The organism is Enterococcus sp. 2G9_DIV0600 (assembly GCF_002140615.1).
GTDB lineage: Bacteria > Bacillota > Bacilli > Lactobacillales > Enterococcaceae > Enterococcus_D > Enterococcus_D innesii.
Genome location: NZ_NGLL01000001.1, coordinates 132,346 through 151,805 on the forward strand (window position 1 = coordinate 132,346; position 19,460 = coordinate 151,805).

Here is a 19,460-nt window from a genome sequence, read left to right on the forward strand (position 1 = left end):
CGAATCCTCTTAAGTGATTAGGAGAATCGTTTCAAGTTTTTTTGTATTTCTCACTGAAAGGACGGAAAACTAGTCATTATAATCTTATAATGATTAGGTCATTTATTATACATATATAAATAAACTATTTTTAAATGGAGGGTTTGCTTTTCACTGAATCGGAATCAATGAATAAACGGATAGGATTGGTTTATTCGATGATAAAAAATTTTAGGAGGCAGAGTATGAAAAACGCATTGGTAAAATGGTCGGTCGGGGTGGCAATCTTACTTGGAGGGACCTTGTTCTTCACGGGGAAACAAGTATTTGCTCATGGTTATGTGGAATCACCTGTCAGTCGGGGCTATCAAGGGTCTTTGGATCGCAATACGTTAGGGTGGAGCGCTGCGTTTGAAAAATATGGCAATGTCATTTCAAACCCACAATCATTGGAAACTAAAAAAGGCTTTCCAGAAGCAGGACCAGTAGATGGTCGTATCGCTTCAGCAGATGGTGGACTCGGACAAATCGGGGACTTTGTTCTTGATGAACAAGGAACCAATCGTTGGACCAAACAAGACATCAATCAAGGACCATTGCGGGTCAATTGGCATTATACAGCGCCTCACAAGACCACAAAATGGCATTACTATATCACGAAACCAGGTTGGGATCAAAACGCGCCACTTTCAAGAGATAGCTTGGAATTGATCGCTACTGTGAATCACGATGGTTCGGCTGCCAGCAATAGCCCAAGCCATACCATTACTATTCCAGAAAATCGTCTCGGTTACCATGTCATTTTAGCGGTCTGGGATGTTGCAGATACGCCAAATGCCTTTTATAACGTGATCGACGTTAACGTTTCTGGTTCAACAGTCATTCCCGAAAAACCAGCAGCACCAGCAAATGTCCGCTCAGAACGAGTGACTAGCAGCACGGTGGCTTTAGCATGGAACGGTCAAGCCGATGCGAAAGAATACAACGTGTATCGCGATGGTGCCTTAGTGGCAACGACGACTGAGCCAACTTTTACCGACACACAATTAAAAGCCAACACAACCTATAGCTATCAAGTAGAAGCAGTTGGCTTTACTGCGTTAGTTTCAGAAAAAAGTGCTGCAGTGAAAGTGACTACCTCAGCAGATAATCAAGTCGAAACACCTTCGACACCAGGCAACCTGCACCAAATGAGCGTGACAGACAGCAGCGTGTCCTTAATGTGGCAAGCATCGACTCATACAAATGGGATCGCTGGATATGACGTTTACCGCAATGGCGTCAAAATCGCTACAGCCACAGGGACAACCTATGAAGACACGAATCTAGCAGCGAATACAACCTACAATTACCAAATCAAAGCAATCAGCAAAACGGGCGAACAATCCGCTTTCAGTAACCAGCTGAGCGTGAAAACCAATGCCAAAGAAGAAACGGAAACACCTGGAGGCGGGGAGTCAGAATACCGTGTGTGGAAACTAGGTACATTCTCGGCACCAGAAGTGTATACAAGTGGTGAAATCGTGAGCCATAAAGGCAGCAATTATGTCGTGATTAACACCCACTCAAATTACGGGGACACCACTTGGTCTCCTGATCAAGCCCCAACCTTGTTTCAGAAGCTGTAAACCTTGAATGAATCAGTAAAGCAAGAGCAGTGCGGAGGCACTGCTCTTTTTGGCTCTTTTATGAGGAAATGATTGAACCTTTGTTTGATTCGTGCAACCAATTGGACGAATTCGTTTGAGGAATGCAAAAAAGTGCTGCTATGCATCATGCGTAGCAGCACTTGTTTTTAGTTTTAGATCAAGAATAGAAGAAACGGATCAAGATTCCACCTAGAATCAGCACGATCGCACCGCATAAACGGTTGGCCATTTGGGCAAAAGCAATCATTTCCATTCTATCAGAGGCAGACAATACAGCGATATTACCTGTTCCCCCCATCGAGTTGTTGATCATACCGGCGCCAATTGCGGTTTCAACGGGGTACATCCCCAATACCATCCCGAAGAACCAGCTGGCAGCCCCCATAGATACGACACTGGTTAGGCAAAGCACGACAAATTGCCAAGTAAAGGCAGAAGCCAATGTTGACAGATCGATCAATGCTAAACCAATCCCCGCCAAGACTGCGTGGGTCAAATTCGTCATCACAACATTGTTGAACATCACCACAGAATCTTCGAGTTTCTTAGGGACAATGTTCAAGGCTTTCAGAATAAAGACAATCACGATCATAAAGGCATACTCGTGAATTTTAGGGAAAAAGTCGCTTAAAATCGCACCAACGACCAACAGTGAGAAGGAAAAGAGCATCCCGACCCCGATTTGTTGGGCATCAAGCGTTATTTTTGGTTTTTCTAATTCTTCTTTGGTGGCATTGATCAGGGTACCATGGCCATTGTATTTGGTTTTAGCAAAGGCCTTAGCGATAAATAAAGCACCAATAATGGCAAGAATATTCCCGAAAGTAACTGCTGGCGCTAATTGAGAAAAGATGGCGGCTTGATTGCCGTTTGCCAAGCCATCGGCATAAATTTGTGAAAGTGGGGTGATTCCCGCACCCATCCCGCCAGACATCATTGGTAGAGATACATACATCACCGAATCAGCAAAGCCATTGCCTAGCAGCATCCCGACAAGGCCGACGGAGAAAAAGCCTACTACCATGGTGATCAAAGCAACAGGAATGAATTTCGTAGAAGCCTTCACCAACAAATTGCGGTTCATACCTAAAATCGAGCCGCAAATCAAAGCGGCAATATAGAAATCAAGAAAACCAAAACCGCCCCCCATGAAGTCACTGACCGCGTCAATGACTTTCGTGGGAACGAGATGGAAGGAGGCTAAAAGGGTGGCACCAAGCAGGGTAAAAACTGACCCACCGCCAAGATAAGAGTTCATGATCGGGAGTTTTTCCCCAATGAAATACAGCAGGTGTCCTAAGGCAACTAGTAAAATGGAGATCCCAACCATATTTAATGGCAACTTGTCTAAGGCAATCGCACTGAATATGACAACCATGAAAAAGAGATACAAGGGAAGACTAATTCCCGAAATCGTCATCGTTTTTAATTTATTCATTTTTCAGACCTTCCTAGTATGTTGGATACCATTTCAGATTTTGGACAGCTTTTGCCATATCGGTTTCTTGCGCTTGGGCTAGTCCTTGTTCTTTGGCTTTATTGGCAACTGCTTCAGCCACTTTGATAGAAACGTCCGCAACGTATTCAAATGGTGGAAGAACAGGTGCTCCGGGTTGGCTTAAATCAACCAAACCACTTAATGAGTGAGCAGCGGCACCAATCATTTCGTCGGTCAAGAGAGAGGCTTCTGAAGCCAACATACCTAACCCTAGACCAGGATAGATCAAGGCGTTGTTTGCTTGACCGATTTGGTAGTCGACCCCTTTGTATTGGATCGTTCCTGAAGGGACACCGGTTGCCACAAAGGCTTTTCCATCAGACCATTCGATTACTTGTTCAGCCGTTGCTTCTAATTTTTTGGTTGGATTCGAGATAGGGAAAATCACTGGACGAGCTGTGTTTTCACACATCGCTTCCACAACTTCTTTGGTAAAGGCACCGGCATTGGTTGAAGTACCGACCAAAATCGTTGGTTTTGCGACTTTAATGACATTGATCAATTGCGTCATATCGCCAGCATTGGCAAAGTCAGCCCGTTTTTTGGCAAATGGTTTTTGTGCAGGAGTCAAATCGGACATATCATCGAACAAAAGCCCTTGTTTGTCAACCATAAAGAAATGATTGTAGGCTTCTTCTTCTGAAAGACCTTCGCTGACCATTTCGGCATGGACACGGCTGGCAATCCCGGCACCAGCGGAACCACCGCCATAACATAAGTAGACTTGATCCGTTAATTTTTCACCTGTAATATCTAATGCGCCGAAGATACCGCCCAGTACAACGATTCCCGTTCCTTGGATATCATCATTGAAAGTTGGAATCGATTGTTTGTATTTGTCCAAAATCGTTGCAGCATTTGAACGACCAAAATCTTCCCAATGCAAGTAAAGTTTAGGGAACAGTGATTCTGCCGTTTGAACAAATTGATCGATGAATTGGTAGTAGGCATCACCGTAGACACGTTCTTGACGATTGCCTAGATACAAATGATCCTCTAACAATTCTTTACGGTTGGTCCCAGCATCGATCACGATTGGTAAAACAGAAGCAGGGTCGATCCCAGCAGCTGCTGTATAAATCATCAATTTACCGACAGAAATATCGACACCTTGGACACCCCAGTCACCAATCCCAAGAATTCCTTCAGCGTCAGTGGCTACGATCAAGCGAATGTCCCGATCGCCAGCGGCGTTTTTCAACGTTTCTTCGATGTTTTCTGGATGATTGATATCTAAGTATGCTGCATATTGAGGATCAACGAATAGGCGGCTGTAATTTTCAATGGTATCAGCAATCGTTGGATCATAGACGATCGGATTGAATTCAACGATATGTTGGTTGAACAAATAGTAGAACAATGTCCGATTGGTATTAAAAATCTCCATTAAAAAGTGACGTTTTTCAATGTCTGATTCTTTGGTGACATATTGCAAATAAGCTTGTTCTGCTTGTTCTTCGATCGTTTGCACGTGTGGGGGCAATAAACCGATCAATCCTAGTTCTTTTCGTTCTTCTTGTGTAAACGCGGTTCCTTTGTTTAAAAATGGGTTATTTAAAATGTCATGTGCTTTCATTATGTTCCTCCAATGGATATATTTTGAGTACTCGTTCATTTCCATTAGCTACTTTAATCCTCGGACAGAATTATAGTCAACTATCGGTGGTATAATAAAAATTATTTATAACAAAACCGCTGCTAGTTTAAACCGGTTAAGGGAGGAATCAGACGATGAATATACGAGATTTAGAATACTTTAACGCTTTGGCAGATATGCTTTCTTTTACCCAAGTGGCGCATAAATTTGCCGTCAGTCAACCAACCGTCAGCTACGCTGTCAAACGCTTGGAAGAGCATTATGGCTGTGATTTGATCGTGCGAGAAGCCTCGCATCGCTCCATCTCATTGACCACTGAAGGGGAAATTTTGAAGGCTCATGCGCAATATATCTTAGATGAATTTGTGACCTTGGACCGAGCCATCGACCATGCTAAAAACAACCGGACCCACATCGGTTTGCCGCCAATCATTCGTTCCAAAGTTTTTTCAAAACTCATAGATGAAAAAGAGATCATCCGCTTTATTTCGAAATTTCACTTGGTATCTGGGGGATCCAATGAATTGCTTTCAAAACTATTGTCAGGAAAAATCGATTTTAGCTTGCTGGGCAGTGTCAATCCCCTCGTCCACCCGAATCTGCAGGTGAAGTTGCTGCACCAGCAAGAGTTTTTTATCTTTGTGTCAAAAGAAAACCCATTGGCAGGAAAAAAGGAAATCTCATTTGAAGAAGCTGCCGAATATCCCTTTATCCTGCTGGAAAAAGGCTATACCCACATGCGCGCCTTTCAGAATTTAAGTGAGAAATCAAAGAAGAAGCCGGAAGTCCCCTTTTATTTTTCAGACGTCCAGACGATTGGCCAGCTGGTCAGTTCCAATATCGGCATTACCTTGATGACGGAATTTCCTGTGTTTCAAGAAATGGAAGGCTTAGTGAAAATACCGCTAGTCCCTGAAGATAAGGAAATTTTTTATATTCAATATGCCTATTTAAAGAGTGCGATGTTGAATCAAGAGGTTCAAAAGGTGATTAGGATCTTGGATGAGCTGTCTTGGGAGGATGAAGGGTGAAGAATGGGGATTTCTTGAGGTAAGAAAAATCTTTCAAAGTAGATAAAACGAGTGAATGGTTCCTTTATTTTAGCCCTTTTTATCGCATGAATAAACGCTAAAAACCTTGATAAATATCGGTTTTTAGCGTGGGTTTTGGTATAATAAGGATACAGTAAAGTTTGTGACGGTGGCGCTTTTTTTGAAAGTGAGGTGGTGCATTATGAATGTACTATCGAAATCTGAAGAAAGGAGCAGTCTTTTGCAAGGTGTAGATATAATCGGCATTTTGTTAGCAATAGCGCCTGTTTTATTAGCCTTTATTGGTTTAATCGAAGCATGTGTGAAACTAGCAGATACGATTATAAACACTCGTTCTTCTGAGCGTAAAAGCAAGAAGAAACGAAAAAAGAGTGCAAAAAAATAACCGTCCTCTTTAGCCAGGCGACGATTATTTTTTAAAAAGTAATTAAATCTGGCCACCGTCTTAAGCGGTGCTGTAGGGGGGTTGTTCGCGCAACTCCTCTTTACACAGTAATTATAGCAAGATTTCGGTGAGATATCAATCATTGACGCTATAGACGTGTTTTGCACGTCTATTTTTTTGTCCTCCTAAGTGGTGGGGAGCAACGATTGGTCGCTTTGGCGTATCACTTGTTTACCAATCAAGATTTCTATGGATTCGAAGATGGTAAGAGGTACAATAATTCTCTGTTAGAAGCATTTTCTGGTGTTGATGAAGCTGGTTACCAGTTGATCAAGAAAGTGATTTATCGTAGACTACAGTTTTATTCATTAGTCTTAATTATTGTGTTCAGAAACACGTAACAAAATCTAAGTTCAGTTATTCAGTCGGTATTAAGTTAGGGTAAAATTTATGATGAAATCGATCAGCCTATAAATCAAAAAGATTACCAAAATACTGACCTTTTATTTTCAAGGGATTACTAAAATAGATAACCATATTGTGCAAAAGCAAAAAAGATAGATCGAAGAGGCTGGTGGAAAAATCGAATCTTTAGAAGAGTGGGTCCCTCTCATGAAAAGATGGGGGGCAACAAATAGAAAGACGAATACGGTAGAATAGCATGTTTTCAGGGATGTAACATGATAATTGCGTGCCTGTTTTGTCGAACACAATGTATAATCCTACTTGACTGATATAGTAATCAGAAAAAATCGGAGATGATCATTGTGAAGAAAATTATTTTAGGGATTGCAGCTGTTCTATCTTTATTAATGGGGTGTAGCAGCTTCAGCTGAAGAATCAGAGATTTGGGTTTCTGAGGGAATTGAAATTATTAGTGATGTTGAAACGGATGCCGATTTAAGCGATCAACCAATTGAAAATATTGGCATAACTATCCCTGGGTTGACTAGAGGAGCTAATGTGCCAAGTAGCAATTGGAACATAGCCTCCAAAGGTAAATATTCCCTTAGTGGAAGTAGTGATCGAGGGGGATACGTGTATTCTTCTTATACATTCAAAGGAAAAACTTCTTATACCGTATCGATTAGTAATACAGGAAAAAATGTTATAGATATAAAGTGTAAAAATAGTAGTACAACGTATATTTCTTTTTCTGTCAAAGCAGGGAAAAGCCGGACAGTAACCTGGAATGGAATTAAATCTAGTACAACTTGGTATGCTCAATTTTATAATGGTAACTTGATAAACAATTCTTACTCGTTTACAGGTACAATAAAATACTTAGAGCAATTTATGTTTTACAAAATCAATTGTTAAATGGTAATTGCTAAACAAACGAACCCTTGGAGGATAAACTTTATTTATGGAAATCGGAAAAATGTTACGCCAAAAGAGAACTGATTTAAATTTAACACAAGAAGATATTGCGAAGCAGTTTAATGTTACACGTCAAACTGTTTCTCGCTGGGAAAATGAATTATCATACCCTAATATAGATACTCTTGTAGAACTTAGCATTTTTTTTGAATTTTCCTTAGATGAAATTTTACGAGGTGATTCTGTAATGGTAAAAGATTTCGCACAAAAGGTTAATATGTCAAAAAAATACAAAGGATTGAAAATAGCGACACTTTGTTTAACCTTATTAATTTCTATATTTGTTTTAAACTATTTTTCTCCCTCAATGGATATTGGTAAAGACGATGTAGATTCTGTTACTGTTACTAAATCAAAGGATCACACTAATGTTGAGGTTCAATTGAATCTCAATGTATTTGAACAACCTGAAGTCTGGGAATATTATCCGGATCTAGAGGATGGAAAGGGGATTATTGAAGTCTCGAAAAGGATACAGCTACAAGCTATTTTTAATCCAAAGAAGAGAGTGAATCTAGAAATTCCTAATGATTTTCTATCTGATAAGGAAACTATCAAAATTAAAAACACGAATTATACCATCAATTTAGAAACAGGAACTGTAACTAACTAATTCTCTCGTTGAGTATTACTTAACGAACATATAGTGCACGTGAGAGTATCCAGGTAATGTCAACCTATGAAAATCTTCCCCTTATTTAATAGAGTGTATTGTAAACCCAAAGGTTGTTTTACCCACAAAATAAAGAGTGTCCAGAGTTATTATCTGGGCACTCTTTATTTTGATCAACTTAATATTATAAATTTAACATCTGATCTAATAAACTATGCTAGGACGGGAGATACTAATCTATTTTACCTCTATCGATTGTTCGTAAAAATCTGAATCACTTTCAATATAGTTAGTTATATTATCCAAATCATTTTTTATATCAGTAATAATCTTCTGCTCATTACTCATTACGAAAACACCTAACTTGTTTTTTTCTTCAGAACTGTAGGGGATGAATGCAACATATTTTTGATCAGCCGTAAAAGTACTAGTATCAGATAATTCTTCACTACCTGAAGCCGACAATGAGACTTCAAATTTATTGTTTTGAGTGGTAAAAATCAATTCTAATTCTCTGCTTTGGGAGTTATTTACAAATTCCGAAGTAACTATTTCTGTCGCTTCTTCAGTCTTTAGATTAGTAGACATGATATGAATGGATTGCCCCGCTTTTTGTTCTACTTTAAACCTTGCGTTATCGCCATCAGTTCTCATACTATCGATGCTATCTCCCGTAGGATTAGTAGCAGAATCACTTGTAGCACTTACTTCGATACTGGAACTACTCGTTCCGTTATTGTTATTTCTGGAAGTACATCCCCCTATAACCACAAGTACTAGTAATGCTGAAATACTTAAACTGATTTTTTTCATTATAAATCCCTCCTTGTTTTATAATATAAATCTTATTTATTCTATTATATAGGGTTAAATCCCAAATATGCAAACAAATAAATTTTGTGTTTTTAAAATAGAATAAAAACATTTAAATGTATTTGAAGCGAAAAGATATTTTTTGATTACAATCAAATTAGTTTGATGGATATATTTGGAGGTAATCATGAAACAAATCGTTCTTGCGTTTTCCGTTTTGTTGGTCGCGTATTTTTGTTGTCAGATAAAGGTGCAGCTAGTCAAATTGAGAGAACTGACGAAATTAATTTTTCAGTTCAAAATATTGATACTGGGGAGTACGCAAATGAAAATGTTGAGATACTAACTAATAAAACGTATGAAGTACCTTCTTTAAGATCACGTATGATAACCGATGGCAATGTTAGCGAAGAAAAGAGCTACGTTTCTGAGTTTGAGATTGAGTTTACTCCTGAAGATGAAACTATCGGCGATATGATCAAACCATTTGCTAGTAATGATAATGAAACAAATTCAACTGGAGCTGTGAAAGTACTCGCAAGAATTACTTATACAAAATCTGGAGACAACATTAAAGTAACTAGCGCTTCTTCCAGATTTACATTGACCAGTTCCTTTGCAAGTGTTTCAAGCAGAAACTTAAAAGTTCAACAGGGTTTTACCAATGCCTTAGAAAGAACGCCTACTTCTAATTCATTAACCACGTATAATACTGGATGGGGATATGTTTACAATTATGGTGGAGCTGCTACTGCAAAAACTACGGTATCAGGAACAGTAACAATGTCTGGAATGGCTAGCTATAGAGTTTCTGCAACAGCCTCTAGATTATAAAAAAGGAGAACACAAATGAAAAAAATACTTATCACTCTTATCGGATTTGTCTCATTAACAATATTGTTTGGAAATACTTTACAGGCTAAAGCCGATTCTCTAGCAACTATTCCTACAGTTGAGGCAAAGATTACTTCCGCTGAAGGTGCTGTCGGAGAAGGAAGTACGCAAACAAAAGTTATCGAACATAAGGAATTAACTTATTTAAGTAAATTTTCAATAGTTCCTGCATTTGAAGAAAAGAAGTATGAGACTACTATAGAAGTCGACTATTACTTTACTCCTGATGAATCTGATAATACTAATATTTCCCCATTATCTACTAATACTGGTTCAGCTAATAATGGTGTTGCGAAATCGAGTATAACGTTGACCTATTGGATTTCTGGTAATACTATCAAGGTTGAAAAATGTCATGGATCCTGGAGCAAAGCTTCTACCGCATCAATTATCGTCTCCGATCGTTATGTAACTTATAGAGGACCAAATGTTCAACAGACTGCATGGAAATATCCTACTAGCAATACCTTCTCTTATAATACTGGATGGGGATATGCTTCCCAAAATACAGCTGGAAATGGACGTGCATACATGTCTGCTTATACCAGTATTAGTGGTATGGGAAGATTATTCTTGGAAGCAGCACTAAACCTGTAATTGCTTGAAAAATATTTGATTATAATAATAAATATCCCTCGCCAGATTCACTTTATTGGCGAGGGAATTTGGGTGTCCAAAATATACATATAAAAATTTGAGTTTTGGTCCTTATTTTTTGGAAGGCGTATCTAATTAACTTATGTCACGCCCCCATTTTCATTTTACCAATTATATTTTGTTGTTAGTGTTACAGTGTTGTAGCCTGATTTTTTAAACTGATGATACCCTAAAGATTTAGGGCTAGTGTGCAGTATACCAAACGTTGCTTGAGCGCTTCCATATTTGCTATTTTTTACTGTATTCTGATCGCTGTTTATGAGTTTTTTTCCAGATGTATAAGACTCACATTTCGACCAGATAGAATCTTGTTTTTGACTAGCAGTTGAAGTAGCCACAAAAACTAGATTAGATTTTGATAGATTTCCTTTTACTGAAATAGAAGAGCGTGTGCGTGCGTTCGCCATTGTTGCTTCGTTTGAGTCAACAACTTCAAGTAGATTTCCTTGTTCGCTTGCAAGAGATGTCGTTGGGGCAGTGAGTGCTATGGTACTTAGAAAGAGTGTAAAAAGCATAATTTTTTTCTTCATTACTTATTCTCCTTTATTGATTTGCTCTAACTTCATGAGTGACTGTTGAATAGCCTGACTTTTTAAATGTCGAATTTGCATAGGTATAGTTTTTTGAAACACTTACTGGTGCATGATTTGTTTTAACAGAATTATAGGCTGTTTTTGTTTTAGTAGAGGACTTATCATTTTTCAGTACACCGTTTGAATTGTAAAGTCGTGATCGTACAAAGATACTGTCCATCATTTTAGCAGCTTCTCCAGTTGCAGAGGACGCTGCACTTATTGGAGCGAGTGTGTAATGGATTGTAGCAGTAGTAGTACACTTGATGGAAGCCCGTGAAACTCCACCAGCCATGGAGCTGGAATCACTATTCGAGACGACTACTTCTTCTAGAATTGGTTCTTCTTGAATATTTCCACCTTCTTCAGAGGCGTATGCAAAACCTGGTAGTGTCGTGAGTGGTAAGAGGCTCAGTACCCCCATTTTATATAGTACTTTTTTCATTATGATGACCTTCTTTCTTTTTATTCTCAAAGTTACCTTTCAAGATGAAAACAATAAATAATACTGCTTTCACGAAAGAGAAACTGTGATTTACTGTATCCAAAGGAACCTCTTTTGCTAACAATAACTGGAAAATAAATGGCACAACTATTGGCGAGATTATGACGTATATACAATATATGAAATATGCGAAAATTAAGTTATTTACAAGATTTGCTGTTTTTTTCATATTTTTCCACCTACTTACTATTTTTTATGAGGATAGGATTTGAGAAATCAATCTCAGTAATAGAATATATCCCATCGTTCATTTGATATGGCGACAGAACATCAACTAATTGAAAAATACTGTTTTCTTTTTTTGTGAAGGGAATTTTAATCGGAATCCTATACAATTTATTATCAGAGATTTCATACACGGTGTTTGGAGGCAGTTCGTTTTTTTCTATGAGAGAGCCATTTACAAAGGAAAGGATAGAGTGTCTGCTGTTCTCATGACTAGTTTGTCCCAAAAGAAGCTCCACACTGTCATTAGATCTTTTTTCAAGTTCGAGGATCGCTTCATTTGAAGATTGAACATTTACCATTGAAATTCTGGCATTGTAATCGTTCGTATCATTATCATTAAGAAATTTAATGGACTGAGGATAGGTACTGTTATTAGTCAAATTGAATCTTAGTCCCATAACCGAGTATTCTAAACTTCTTTCCAAGGTCATCGAGTCGTTCGATTTCGGATATTTAAAAAGTAAAACCATTAGTTCGTTTCCCTCAGAAATATTATCTATTGAAAGGTCTATATTTATTTTCTGTTTATTGGTCAATGAAAACATGTTTGCCGAAGTAACTTCTTTACCATTAACTTCATAGGGAATTTCATGCAAGTCCTTTAAAATGTTTAAGTAATAAAGGTATTGTCCCTCCATATCTTGGATAATTTCAAGATCCCCTGAAAATGAAGATGAGCCGCTTTGGTTTATTTGTGTACCTACATCAACTATCTGACCATTACTATCACGTAATCCATAACTTATGGTGTTTTCGAAAACAATAGTTTGAGTTTCTTCGGACTTAGGATTAGTTAATAAGAGGCCGGGCAAAACTAAAAAAATAAGTATGGATAATGCAACTATTGAAAGTATGGTAAACAATAATGACGTTTTTTTATTTTTAAATATTCTCTTTTCCATCATTCACACTCCTTTTCCATTTACATTTTCATAATGCCACATATCTATTTACTTTAAAGGACTAATCTATTTACATTTCAGGTTTACGAAGGGATGTAAACCTGAAGTTTACGTAGTGTAAATAGAACGATACTTATAAATGCCATTATTACAATGTATACTAAGAGAAAAATTTAGAATAGGAGAACGAAATGAACAAAATATTTGCGTTATTTATATTAGGGGTAGGTATTCTTTTTTTTCCAGCCACGGGACTTGCGCACGAAAATGAGGAATTAGTATTTGACCTTGATTCAACAACTATTAGAAGCGAGTCATCGTATATAGATGACTCGGGAGAAACCATTGAACTAATGATTGAAAATATTTCATCCGGTACTAGGGTAGGTAAAGGGACATACAAAGTCTCAAAAAAAAGCACGGGTAATTGGTTAGTGTCGTACAATGTGACTGTTAACTCGAACAAACAATTCACATCTGCAACTAATTTAAATATGACCACTTATCAAGGAAGTATTACTTCAAGTTCTTTGAGTAGCAATTCATCAAGAGCTATCTGTAATTTCAAACACAAGATTGGAACAATGACTTCTAATGCGAGCGTGACGACGACTATTTCAAATGGTAAACTGGTTGTAAAATAATAAGTAGGTGTATTTAATGATGGAACTCGGGGAAAAACTTAAGTCACATCGAGAAAACAAAGGATTCTCACAAGTGTTTGTAGCTGAAAAGCTTAATGTTTCAAGACAATCTATTTCAAAGTGGGAAAATGACCGAGGCTATCCTGACTACGATAACTTAATTCTATTGAGCCAACTTTATGAAGTTTCTATTGGAGAGCTACTCGATGAGAATGAAAAATTGAAGAAAAAAATTGAACATAATAATGAAGATATTGCTAGTAAGAAACAGAAGCTCAGACTTTTAAGAAATACCTTGGGAAAATATGAAAGTCTGGTTTTAATCGGTCTTTCAGCGTTAGCATCGTTCATATTTCCAGTAGGCATTATTGTGTGTATGTTCGTATTTGTCAGAAATAAGCGCTGTAATTCATACTACAAATTAATTTGGCTTATCAGCATTTTAGCACTGGCGTTAAATTTATATGCTGGATACGGACACTTAGCAAATTATATGGGTTGGGGATCAGTTTCGATCGAACAGATTGAATAACGTCAAAATCAGTAGGAGTAAGAATGAAAAAACGAAATTTACTTACTGTTTGTAACGAAAGAAGAAGCGTCAATCAGCAAAAATTAAACTATGCGGAAGAATTTCTTCTATTTAGGGGTAATACTCAGGAAGAACTGTATTCTGATAAAACATTTCTTACACTGATTGATAAAGAAAAAGAATTAGTTCAAGAAAGAGATAAACTATTAAATGAGTAGTCCCATTCTATGGTGAAGACAATTTTAATTCTGAAGGTGTAATAGTAACTACTAAAAATAACCTTTTCGTTTACCTTTAGTAGTAAACCGATGATGTAAACTTTTTGTTCCTTACATTTTTTTCATATTTCAAGGATACTTAGTATATAAAAAATGAAAGAGGGATCAAAATGAATAAATCTATCGTAACAACTATGTTAACAGCAATAATTGCATCCACTGTATTTACAGCTTTTGGTGGTGCAGTAACTTATGCTAAAGCAGAAACAATGGAAGAAACTAACGAACTTATTCTTCCTGACGAAAATGCACCAATTTTTTCGGACGAAGGAGCAGAGTACTTAAACATTCCTGAAATTAATCTTGATAATGATACGAACTTGTACTCGAAAGGTATACAAGTAAATACTAGGGTAGCTCAATATAGAATGTGGAGAATTGAATCGAAAACATCAGCTGGTACATCCTATGGCGCATGGAGAAATGGACCGTCTGGAAAGGGAAAAGCAACATTGTCAGCCACTAACTCAAATACTTCTAGTAGATCTGTTTCGTCTTCTATTTCAGGTAGTTATCCAATTGGTGCCGATAAAATCGGAGCATCGTTGGGAATTACAATTGGGCAATCAAAGACTTACGGAGTATCTTATTCTATAAACATCCCCGCAGGTAAAAGACAACAAATAATTTTTAGACCAGTGTACAAATCTACAAAAGTAGTACAGCGTGAATATATAAGTGGGGTCAAAACAAAGACAACTAAAACCGCTACTGTAAAAACCTTTGGTCATTGGGATTACTCATTTAAAAACCTCTAAGGAGAAAAAGATGGAGAAACAATACATTTATAGTTTATTTATCGGATTCATTCTATTTTTTCAATTACAATTGATCAGTTACTGCAACTATCTTTTGGTTAAACAAGGTACAGTCAATGGTGTTTTAGATCCTTATTTATTACTAAAAACGCCATTAATCGCTATCCCCGTCTTGTTTATTTTATATTGTGCATATGGTATTTATAAAACGATTAAGAAATGATAATAAATTAGTGCGCGTGTTAATTCTTCCCCAAATTAACATAATCTCGATATGGAATTCAAAATTAAGAAAAATTATAAAACTGTGGTTACCATTAAAATTGGAGTGTTCAGAAAATGACTGTTTTCTGGACATTCTTTTCTTTGAACAAATTTCTATGAAAAGTATTCTATATAGTGCACAGAAACTCGTAACAAAATCTATGTTCAGCTGAAAATAGGAGACGATGAATTTTAGAACAGTTCGTTACCGGAAGAATATCCACGAAGTTTCAGAGAAAAGCGATAAAAACATAAAAAATCTTCTAGACTCATTCAAATCTATCGAGTATTCTGTTAGCAATTGTGAGTAAGGAGGTGTTTAATAGGTGTTGAAGAAAAACAAGTTGGAAATAGGCACTATTTTTATAGGAATACGTGCATGAAGTTTGAGATTAAACGATTCGTCATTCCAATAGGTGAAACCGATAATATTAGTCTAGCATTTATCAAGTCCGATAACGGAATCTTATATAGAATCAGTACATAGGTGAGGTGGAAGAAATGATTCAAGAGTTGAATCGGTTGATGACGTATATCGAAGAGCGATTAACACAAGAGATTTCACTGGCAGAGGCTGCTAAAACGATGGGGTTATCTGAATACCATTTAAAGCGTACGTTTTCATTTATTGCTGGGATTTCATTAGTAGAATATGTTAGAAATCGACGGTTGGCATTGGCTAATAGTGATTTAATCAACGGTGAATCCGTAACAGAAGTAGCCTTTAAATACGGCTACCAGTCCGTAGAGGGATTTTCAAGAGCATTCCGAGAATGGTCAGGCTTCTTGCCTTCCGAGATTATCAAAAATCAGTTTCAAAAGTCTTTTCCTCCACTATCCTTTTATATTAATGTTAAAGGAGGAGTTTCAATGGATTTTAAAATTGAAGAAAAACCCACATTCAATTTAGTGGGTGTCTCAAAGCGTGTTCCCATACAATTTGAAGGAACAAACAAGGTGGTTCAAGAGCTGGCACAATCAATGACGGAAAAGCAACGAACAGAAATGCGTAAATTAGGGAATATGTATCCTAATCAGGTGTTGAACGCTTCCTACGGGTTCGATGAAGGAAGGATGGAGGAAACAGGAGAACTAACACATTTCATCGGTTTTGCGACAACACAAGAAAATCTTTTTGATGATTTGGAGCAACTACCTATTGCGAAACACAAATGGGCGATTTTCCCAAATAAGGGACCATTTCCTCAGACTTTACAAGATACTTGGGGAAAGATCTACTCTGAATGGCTGCCCTCTTCAAACTACGAATTGGTCCAAGCCCCAGAGCTTTCTTTTACAAACTATGATGAAGGGCTAGAAAATTGTTACAGTGAGATTTGGGTTGCAGTGAAAGAGAAGGAAGCAATTCTTTCAATGTAAAAATATAATAAAGATCATCATTAACCAGAATAAGTCGGCTTTCAGATAACTTATTCTGGTTCTTTGAGTGTCAATATATAGATATGATGTAGCTATTTAGAAAAAAGAATTTTTGAATACTCTTTTTTTCTTTCAGACTTCTTTTTAAGTAAGGTTTTGAAGTGCGAGTTACAGGGTCAGAAACTTAATAGTTTTTGATACGTTGGTAAACACTCGGTATAATAGGCTTGAGAGTCTTCCATAAACTTATTTCATAAAGTTAAGAGGATTTTGCATGATTTTAGATAACATTTTGGTTTAACCAATCAAGCTGCATTAGACAAGGCTGAAGAAAAACTAAGCAAGCAAAAAGCGAAGGAATTATATGATTCAGGAAAAATAAATGAAATCGAAGTTGGCACGTTTAAAGGCTTAGCTGAAATTCATGAGTTTCTCTTTTCAGAAATCTACGATTTTGCAGGAAAAATTCGAACAGTCAATATCACAAAAGGAAATTTTCAATTTGCGCTGGTCATGTACTTGGAGCGTTCGTTAAAGCATATTGATCAGCTGCCGCAAACTTCTTTTGAAGAGATTATCAAGAAATATGTAGAGATGAATATCGCTCACCCTTTTCGTGAAGGAAATGGTCGGACTACTAGAATTTGGCTGGCTCTCATTTAAAAAAAAGAATTGCAGAAAGTTGTCGATTGGTGCTTAATCAACAAAGAAGACTATCTTTCCGCAATGGAGCGCAGTCCAATAAATGACTTAGAAATATGCTATTTAATTTCTAATGCTCTGACTGATAAAATTGACGATCGTGAGTTATATATGAAAGGAATCGATGTTAGCTATTTTTATGAAGGGTACTCTGAATATACGATCGATGATTTGTAAGAGCAGGTGGATCAAATGACAAAATATGGCTATGCACGTATTTCAACTACTTCTCAAAGTACGAAGGAGCAGATTCAACAGCTGCTTGAGAACGATGTTAAGAAGAAGAATATTTTTTCTGAAAAATTTACAGGTACAAAACGAGATCGGCCAAAGTTCAATCAGCTTTTGGCTGGTCTCAAGCCTGGAGACGAAATCGTTGTTACGAAACTTGATCGGTTCGCCCGTAATACACGGGAAGCTTTAGAAGTCATTGAGCCTTTGCTTGATGAAACCGTTACGATCAAGGTTTTGAATTTAGGGACAATTGAAAATACGTTGATGGGGAAAATGATCGTCCGCATCTTGAGGAGTATTGCTGAAATGGAACGTGCCATGATCGTAGAACGTACTCAAGAAGGAAAGATTTTTGCTAAAAAGAATAATCCGAACTTTAAAGAAGGACGCCCGAAAGCTACAATTACTCCAAAGAAACACCATGCATATGAACTTCTTATTTCCGGCAAATCATACAAATAAGTAGAAGCTATCACTAGGTTTAGCCGCAGTACACTTTTTAGAATAAAGAAAAAAATTGAAGAGGATGAGTAAAAAAGTATCAACTATATTAGGATGACTAGTAAAGGAGGACTGGTTTAGCGATGGATATCACCTATAGAAATCTAAATCTGAGTGAGGTTCATTTATTTTGGGATTTGAAAAAGTTATTGGATCAAGAAACTAGGTATATGATGTATGAACCGTCAGAACGAGTGAAAGATGAGGAGAGTTTAAATCAGATTGAAGAGAATATTAAATCAGCCATTAAAAAACGTGACTTTCTTAAGGTAGCATTGAACAATAATAAATTGGTAGGCTATCTATCAGCAGAACGTGGAATTTTTGCTAGAAATCAACATGTAGCCTACTTAACTATTGGAGTATTAAAGGACTATAGCGGACAAGGTATTGCGAAAAAGCTATTTGTATTATTAGACTCATGGGCTAAAGATAATGGGATTGAGAGAATAGAGCTGACAGTTCTTTCACATAATAAAAGAGCCGTTGATTTATATACTCATAACGGTTTTGTTATAGAAGGTGTACGGAAGATATCAATGAAGATAGATGGAGAAAATAAAGATGAGTTTTTTATGGCAAAATACTATCATTAGTTTTATGAAAGTAATAATTCAAATGTTGATTGGACCTACAAAGAAAAGAAGTATCTGCTTTGGTTGTGCCAGTTAGATATAGATACCTATGAGACCTTTGAAATGATTCTGGATAAAATTAAGCATATTTGTTTGTTACTTCCTATTCTTCTTATACAACATATATTCAGTGACTACAGCTGCAAGCATATAAACGACGAGACATAAAACAGTATAGACCCCATCTCCAATGAATCCATTCCTATTAAATAGTATTACGATGAAAACAAAAATAAACGACATAGGGAAAAATGTTTTTTGAGCGAACCTCCAGTTTTGATCGTTAGACATACTTTGTTTAGTTCTGTAGCCGATTAGAAAATTTGGTGATGAATTTAATTTGAAAATACTCGCAAGTGATGCTAATAATGAAAGCGTCAGCATAAATAACCCAATATCCACTATGTACCCTCCTTGTTATAACATATATATTAATATATATTAATTGTATCACAGAAAGTAATCGAGTGTCTTTGTGGCTGAAGATGTCCAACTTATTTTTAAGCATGTTATCAATAAGTTTGAAAAAGGTGAAAGTATCGAAGTGAATCTGTTTTTAATAACTTGAAAATTAAATTTCCGAAATATGGTTAAAATTTATAATGAATAGAAAAAAATTAAAGATAGTGTAGCAAGCCGACTTATATTAGTCGTTATTAGCAAGCAAAGCGTTCCCTTTCTTCGCAGTTAGGGAGTGCTTTTATGTTGTAAAGCTAAAATTTTTCTGCCGCTTCCAAACATGGATACGTCATAGATATTAGAGAAAGATTACTTTGTGAGAATAATAGATGCAAAATAATATGAGTAC

Annotated in this window: 21 protein-coding genes and 3 pseudogenes; 17 read left to right on the forward strand and 7 right to left on the reverse strand. The window is 36.8% G+C overall.

The genetic code is table 11. From position 1 onward, the window contains the following. The first annotated feature begins 224 nt into the window (after window positions 1-224). Complete coding sequence (locus tag A5870_RS00610) at window positions 225-1,607, forward strand: lytic polysaccharide monooxygenase (RefSeq protein ID WP_170924052.1); 1,383 nt, start codon at window positions 225-227, stop codon at window positions 1,605-1,607. Between the two features lie 178 nt (window positions 1,608-1,785). On the opposite strand, the gene A5870_RS00615 is transcribed toward A5870_RS00610, so the two are convergent. Then, window positions 1,786-3,066: a 2-hydroxycarboxylate transporter family protein gene (locus A5870_RS00615; protein ID WP_086291498.1), complete on the reverse strand. Its 1,281-nt coding sequence runs from the start codon at window positions 3,064-3,066 to the stop codon at window positions 1,786-1,788. Window positions 3,067-3,079: 13 nt separating this feature from the next. Further along, window positions 3,080-4,741, reverse strand: a complete 1,662-nt coding sequence (locus tag A5870_RS00620; RefSeq protein WP_278014713.1) for a malolactic enzyme — start codon at window positions 4,739-4,741, stop codon at window positions 3,080-3,082. Window positions 4,742-4,857: 116 nt separating this feature from the next. Between A5870_RS00620 and A5870_RS00625 the strand changes: the two genes are divergently transcribed. From A5870_RS00625 to A5870_RS00640, 4 genes are all read left to right on the forward strand, one after another. Next, window positions 4,858-5,754 (forward strand): LysR family transcriptional regulator, encoded by an 897-nt coding sequence (locus tag A5870_RS00625; RefSeq protein ID WP_086291499.1) that lies wholly within the window; start codon window positions 4,858-4,860, stop codon window positions 5,752-5,754. 202 nt (window positions 5,755-5,956) lie between these two features. Beyond that, window positions 5,957-6,160 (forward strand): hypothetical protein, encoded by a 204-nt coding sequence (locus A5870_RS00630; RefSeq protein WP_086291500.1) that lies wholly within the window; start codon window positions 5,957-5,959, stop codon window positions 6,158-6,160. A gap of 206 nt (window positions 6,161-6,366) precedes the next feature. Then, entirely contained in the window at window positions 6,367-6,561 is a 195-nt protein-coding gene (locus tag A5870_RS00635; RefSeq protein WP_242595941.1) for a hypothetical protein, read from the forward strand. 965 nt (window positions 6,562-7,526) lie between these two features. Further along, on the forward strand, window positions 7,527-8,153 hold the full coding sequence (locus tag A5870_RS00640; RefSeq protein WP_086291502.1) for a helix-turn-helix domain-containing protein: 627 nt from the start codon (window positions 7,527-7,529) through the stop codon (window positions 8,151-8,153). 237 nt (window positions 8,154-8,390) lie between these two features. Here A5870_RS00640 and A5870_RS00645 read toward each other — a convergent pair whose 3' ends face one another. Beyond that, a complete protein-coding gene (locus tag A5870_RS00645) occupies window positions 8,391-8,966 on the reverse strand; it encodes a hypothetical protein (RefSeq protein ID WP_086291503.1) in 576 nt (191 codons plus the stop codon). Window positions 8,967-9,131: 165 nt separating this feature from the next. On the opposite strand from A5870_RS00645, the gene A5870_RS00650 reads away from it, so the two are divergent. Both A5870_RS00650 and A5870_RS00655 read left to right on the forward strand, forming a co-directional pair. Then, complete coding sequence (locus A5870_RS00650) at window positions 9,132-9,800, forward strand: hypothetical protein (protein ID WP_242595942.1); 669 nt, start codon at window positions 9,132-9,134, stop codon at window positions 9,798-9,800. A gap of 15 nt (window positions 9,801-9,815) precedes the next feature. Then, complete coding sequence (locus tag A5870_RS00655) at window positions 9,816-10,457, forward strand: hypothetical protein (protein ID WP_086291504.1); 642 nt, start codon at window positions 9,816-9,818, stop codon at window positions 10,455-10,457. Window positions 10,458-10,621: 164 nt separating this feature from the next. On the opposite strand, the gene A5870_RS00660 is transcribed toward A5870_RS00655, so the two are convergent. The 3 genes from A5870_RS00660 to A5870_RS00675 form a co-directional block, all read right to left on the reverse strand. Beyond that, on the reverse strand, window positions 10,622-11,047 hold the full coding sequence (locus tag A5870_RS00660; protein WP_086291505.1) for a hypothetical protein: 426 nt from the start codon (window positions 11,045-11,047) through the stop codon (window positions 10,622-10,624). Window positions 11,048-11,060: 13 nt separating this feature from the next. Further along, window positions 11,061-11,534 (reverse strand): hypothetical protein, encoded by a 474-nt coding sequence (locus A5870_RS00665; RefSeq protein WP_086291506.1) that lies wholly within the window; start codon window positions 11,532-11,534, stop codon window positions 11,061-11,063. Window positions 11,535-11,773: 239 nt separating this feature from the next. Continuing rightward, window positions 11,774-12,724: a hypothetical protein gene (locus A5870_RS00675; RefSeq protein ID WP_086291508.1), complete on the reverse strand. Its 951-nt coding sequence runs from the start codon at window positions 12,722-12,724 to the stop codon at window positions 11,774-11,776. Window positions 12,725-12,915: 191 nt separating this feature from the next. On the opposite strand from A5870_RS00675, the gene A5870_RS00680 reads away from it, so the two are divergent. The 10 genes and pseudogenes from A5870_RS00680 to A5870_RS17510 form a co-directional block, all read left to right on the forward strand. Then, window positions 12,916-13,368, forward strand: coding sequence for a DUF5626 family protein (locus tag A5870_RS00680; protein ID WP_086291509.1), 453 nt, complete (start codon window positions 12,916-12,918; stop codon window positions 13,366-13,368). Window positions 13,369-13,384: 16 nt separating this feature from the next. Then, window positions 13,385-13,900 (forward strand): helix-turn-helix domain-containing protein, encoded by a 516-nt coding sequence (locus A5870_RS00685; protein ID WP_242595943.1) that lies wholly within the window; start codon window positions 13,385-13,387, stop codon window positions 13,898-13,900. 23 nt (window positions 13,901-13,923) lie between these two features. Beyond that, the gene (locus tag A5870_RS00690) at window positions 13,924-14,118 is read left to right on the forward strand and encodes a hypothetical protein (RefSeq protein ID WP_086291511.1); all 195 of its coding nucleotides are present in this window, start codon (window positions 13,924-13,926) and stop codon (window positions 14,116-14,118) included. Between the two features lie 170 nt (window positions 14,119-14,288). After that, entirely contained in the window at window positions 14,289-14,936 is a 648-nt protein-coding gene (locus A5870_RS00695) for a hypothetical protein (protein WP_086291512.1), read from the forward strand. A 10-nt stretch (window positions 14,937-14,946) separates the two neighbouring features. Then, on the forward strand, window positions 14,947-15,159 hold the full coding sequence (locus A5870_RS00700) for a hypothetical protein (protein WP_086291513.1): 213 nt from the start codon (window positions 14,947-14,949) through the stop codon (window positions 15,157-15,159). A gap of 542 nt (window positions 15,160-15,701) precedes the next feature. After that, the gene (locus A5870_RS00705) at window positions 15,702-16,580 is read left to right on the forward strand and encodes an AraC family transcriptional regulator (RefSeq protein ID WP_086291514.1); all 879 of its coding nucleotides are present in this window, start codon (window positions 15,702-15,704) and stop codon (window positions 16,578-16,580) included. Window positions 16,581-16,854: 274 nt separating this feature from the next. Further along, window positions 16,855-17,459 (forward strand): annotated as a pseudogene (fic, locus tag A5870_RS00710) (protein adenylyltransferase Fic). 15 nt (window positions 17,460-17,474) lie between these two features. Continuing rightward, window positions 17,475-18,050: pseudogene (locus tag A5870_RS00715) on the forward strand (recombinase family protein). A 50-nt stretch (window positions 18,051-18,100) separates the two neighbouring features. Continuing rightward, on the forward strand, window positions 18,101-18,613 hold the full coding sequence (locus tag A5870_RS00720) for a GNAT family N-acetyltransferase (RefSeq protein WP_086291516.1): 513 nt from the start codon (window positions 18,101-18,103) through the stop codon (window positions 18,611-18,613). A gap of 24 nt (window positions 18,614-18,637) precedes the next feature. Beyond that, window positions 18,638-18,820: pseudogene (locus A5870_RS17510) on the forward strand (hypothetical protein); the annotation flags it as partial. Here the strand turns inward: A5870_RS17510 and A5870_RS17765 are convergent. Next, a complete protein-coding gene (locus A5870_RS17765; RefSeq protein WP_226818314.1) occupies window positions 18,749-19,036 on the reverse strand; it encodes an SdpI family protein in 288 nt (95 codons plus the stop codon). The pseudogene A5870_RS17510 and the gene A5870_RS17765 sit on opposite strands and share 72 nt — an antisense overlap. Window positions 19,037-19,460 lie beyond the last annotated feature (424 nt).

Coding starts and splice junctions, on each gene's coding strand:
- A5870_RS00610 (WP_170924052.1), top strand. CDS start 225: ATGAAAAACGCATTGGTAAAATGGTCGGTCGGGGTGGCAATCTTACTT.
- A5870_RS00615 (WP_086291498.1), bottom strand. CDS start 3,066: ATGAATAAATTAAAAACGATGACGATTTCGGGAATTAGTCTTCCCTTG.
- A5870_RS00620 (WP_278014713.1), bottom strand. CDS start 4,741: ATGAACGAGTACTCAAAATATATCCATTGGAGGAACATAATGAAAGCA.
- A5870_RS00625 (WP_086291499.1), top strand. CDS start 4,858: ATGAATATACGAGATTTAGAATACTTTAACGCTTTGGCAGATATGCTT.
- A5870_RS00630 (WP_086291500.1), top strand. CDS start 5,957: ATGAATGTACTATCGAAATCTGAAGAAAGGAGCAGTCTTTTGCAAGGT.
- A5870_RS00640 (WP_086291502.1), top strand. CDS start 7,527: ATGGAAATCGGAAAAATGTTACGCCAAAAGAGAACTGATTTAAATTTA.
- A5870_RS00645 (WP_086291503.1), bottom strand. CDS start 8,966: ATGAAAAAAATCAGTTTAAGTATTTCAGCATTACTAGTACTTGTGGTT.
- A5870_RS00650 (WP_242595942.1), top strand. CDS start 9,132: ATGGATATATTTGGAGGTAATCATGAAACAAATCGTTCTTGCGTTTTC.
- A5870_RS00655 (WP_086291504.1), top strand. CDS start 9,816: ATGAAAAAAATACTTATCACTCTTATCGGATTTGTCTCATTAACAATA.
- A5870_RS00660 (WP_086291505.1), bottom strand. CDS start 11,047: ATGAAGAAAAAAATTATGCTTTTTACACTCTTTCTAAGTACCATAGCA.
- A5870_RS00665 (WP_086291506.1), bottom strand. CDS start 11,534: ATGAAAAAAGTACTATATAAAATGGGGGTACTGAGCCTCTTACCACTC.
- A5870_RS00675 (WP_086291508.1), bottom strand. CDS start 12,724: ATGGAAAAGAGAATATTTAAAAATAAAAAAACGTCATTATTGTTTACC.
- A5870_RS00680 (WP_086291509.1), top strand. CDS start 12,916: ATGAACAAAATATTTGCGTTATTTATATTAGGGGTAGGTATTCTTTTT.
- A5870_RS00685 (WP_242595943.1), top strand. CDS start 13,385: ATGATGGAACTCGGGGAAAAACTTAAGTCACATCGAGAAAACAAAGGA.
- A5870_RS00690 (WP_086291511.1), top strand. CDS start 13,924: ATGAAAAAACGAAATTTACTTACTGTTTGTAACGAAAGAAGAAGCGTC.
- A5870_RS00695 (WP_086291512.1), top strand. CDS start 14,289: ATGAATAAATCTATCGTAACAACTATGTTAACAGCAATAATTGCATCC.
- A5870_RS00700 (WP_086291513.1), top strand. CDS start 14,947: ATGGAGAAACAATACATTTATAGTTTATTTATCGGATTCATTCTATTT.
- A5870_RS00705 (WP_086291514.1), top strand. CDS start 15,702: ATGATTCAAGAGTTGAATCGGTTGATGACGTATATCGAAGAGCGATTA.
- A5870_RS00720 (WP_086291516.1), top strand. CDS start 18,101: ATGGATATCACCTATAGAAATCTAAATCTGAGTGAGGTTCATTTATTT.
- A5870_RS17765 (WP_226818314.1), bottom strand. CDS start 19,036: ATGCTGACGCTTTCATTATTAGCATCACTTGCGAGTATTTTCAAATTA.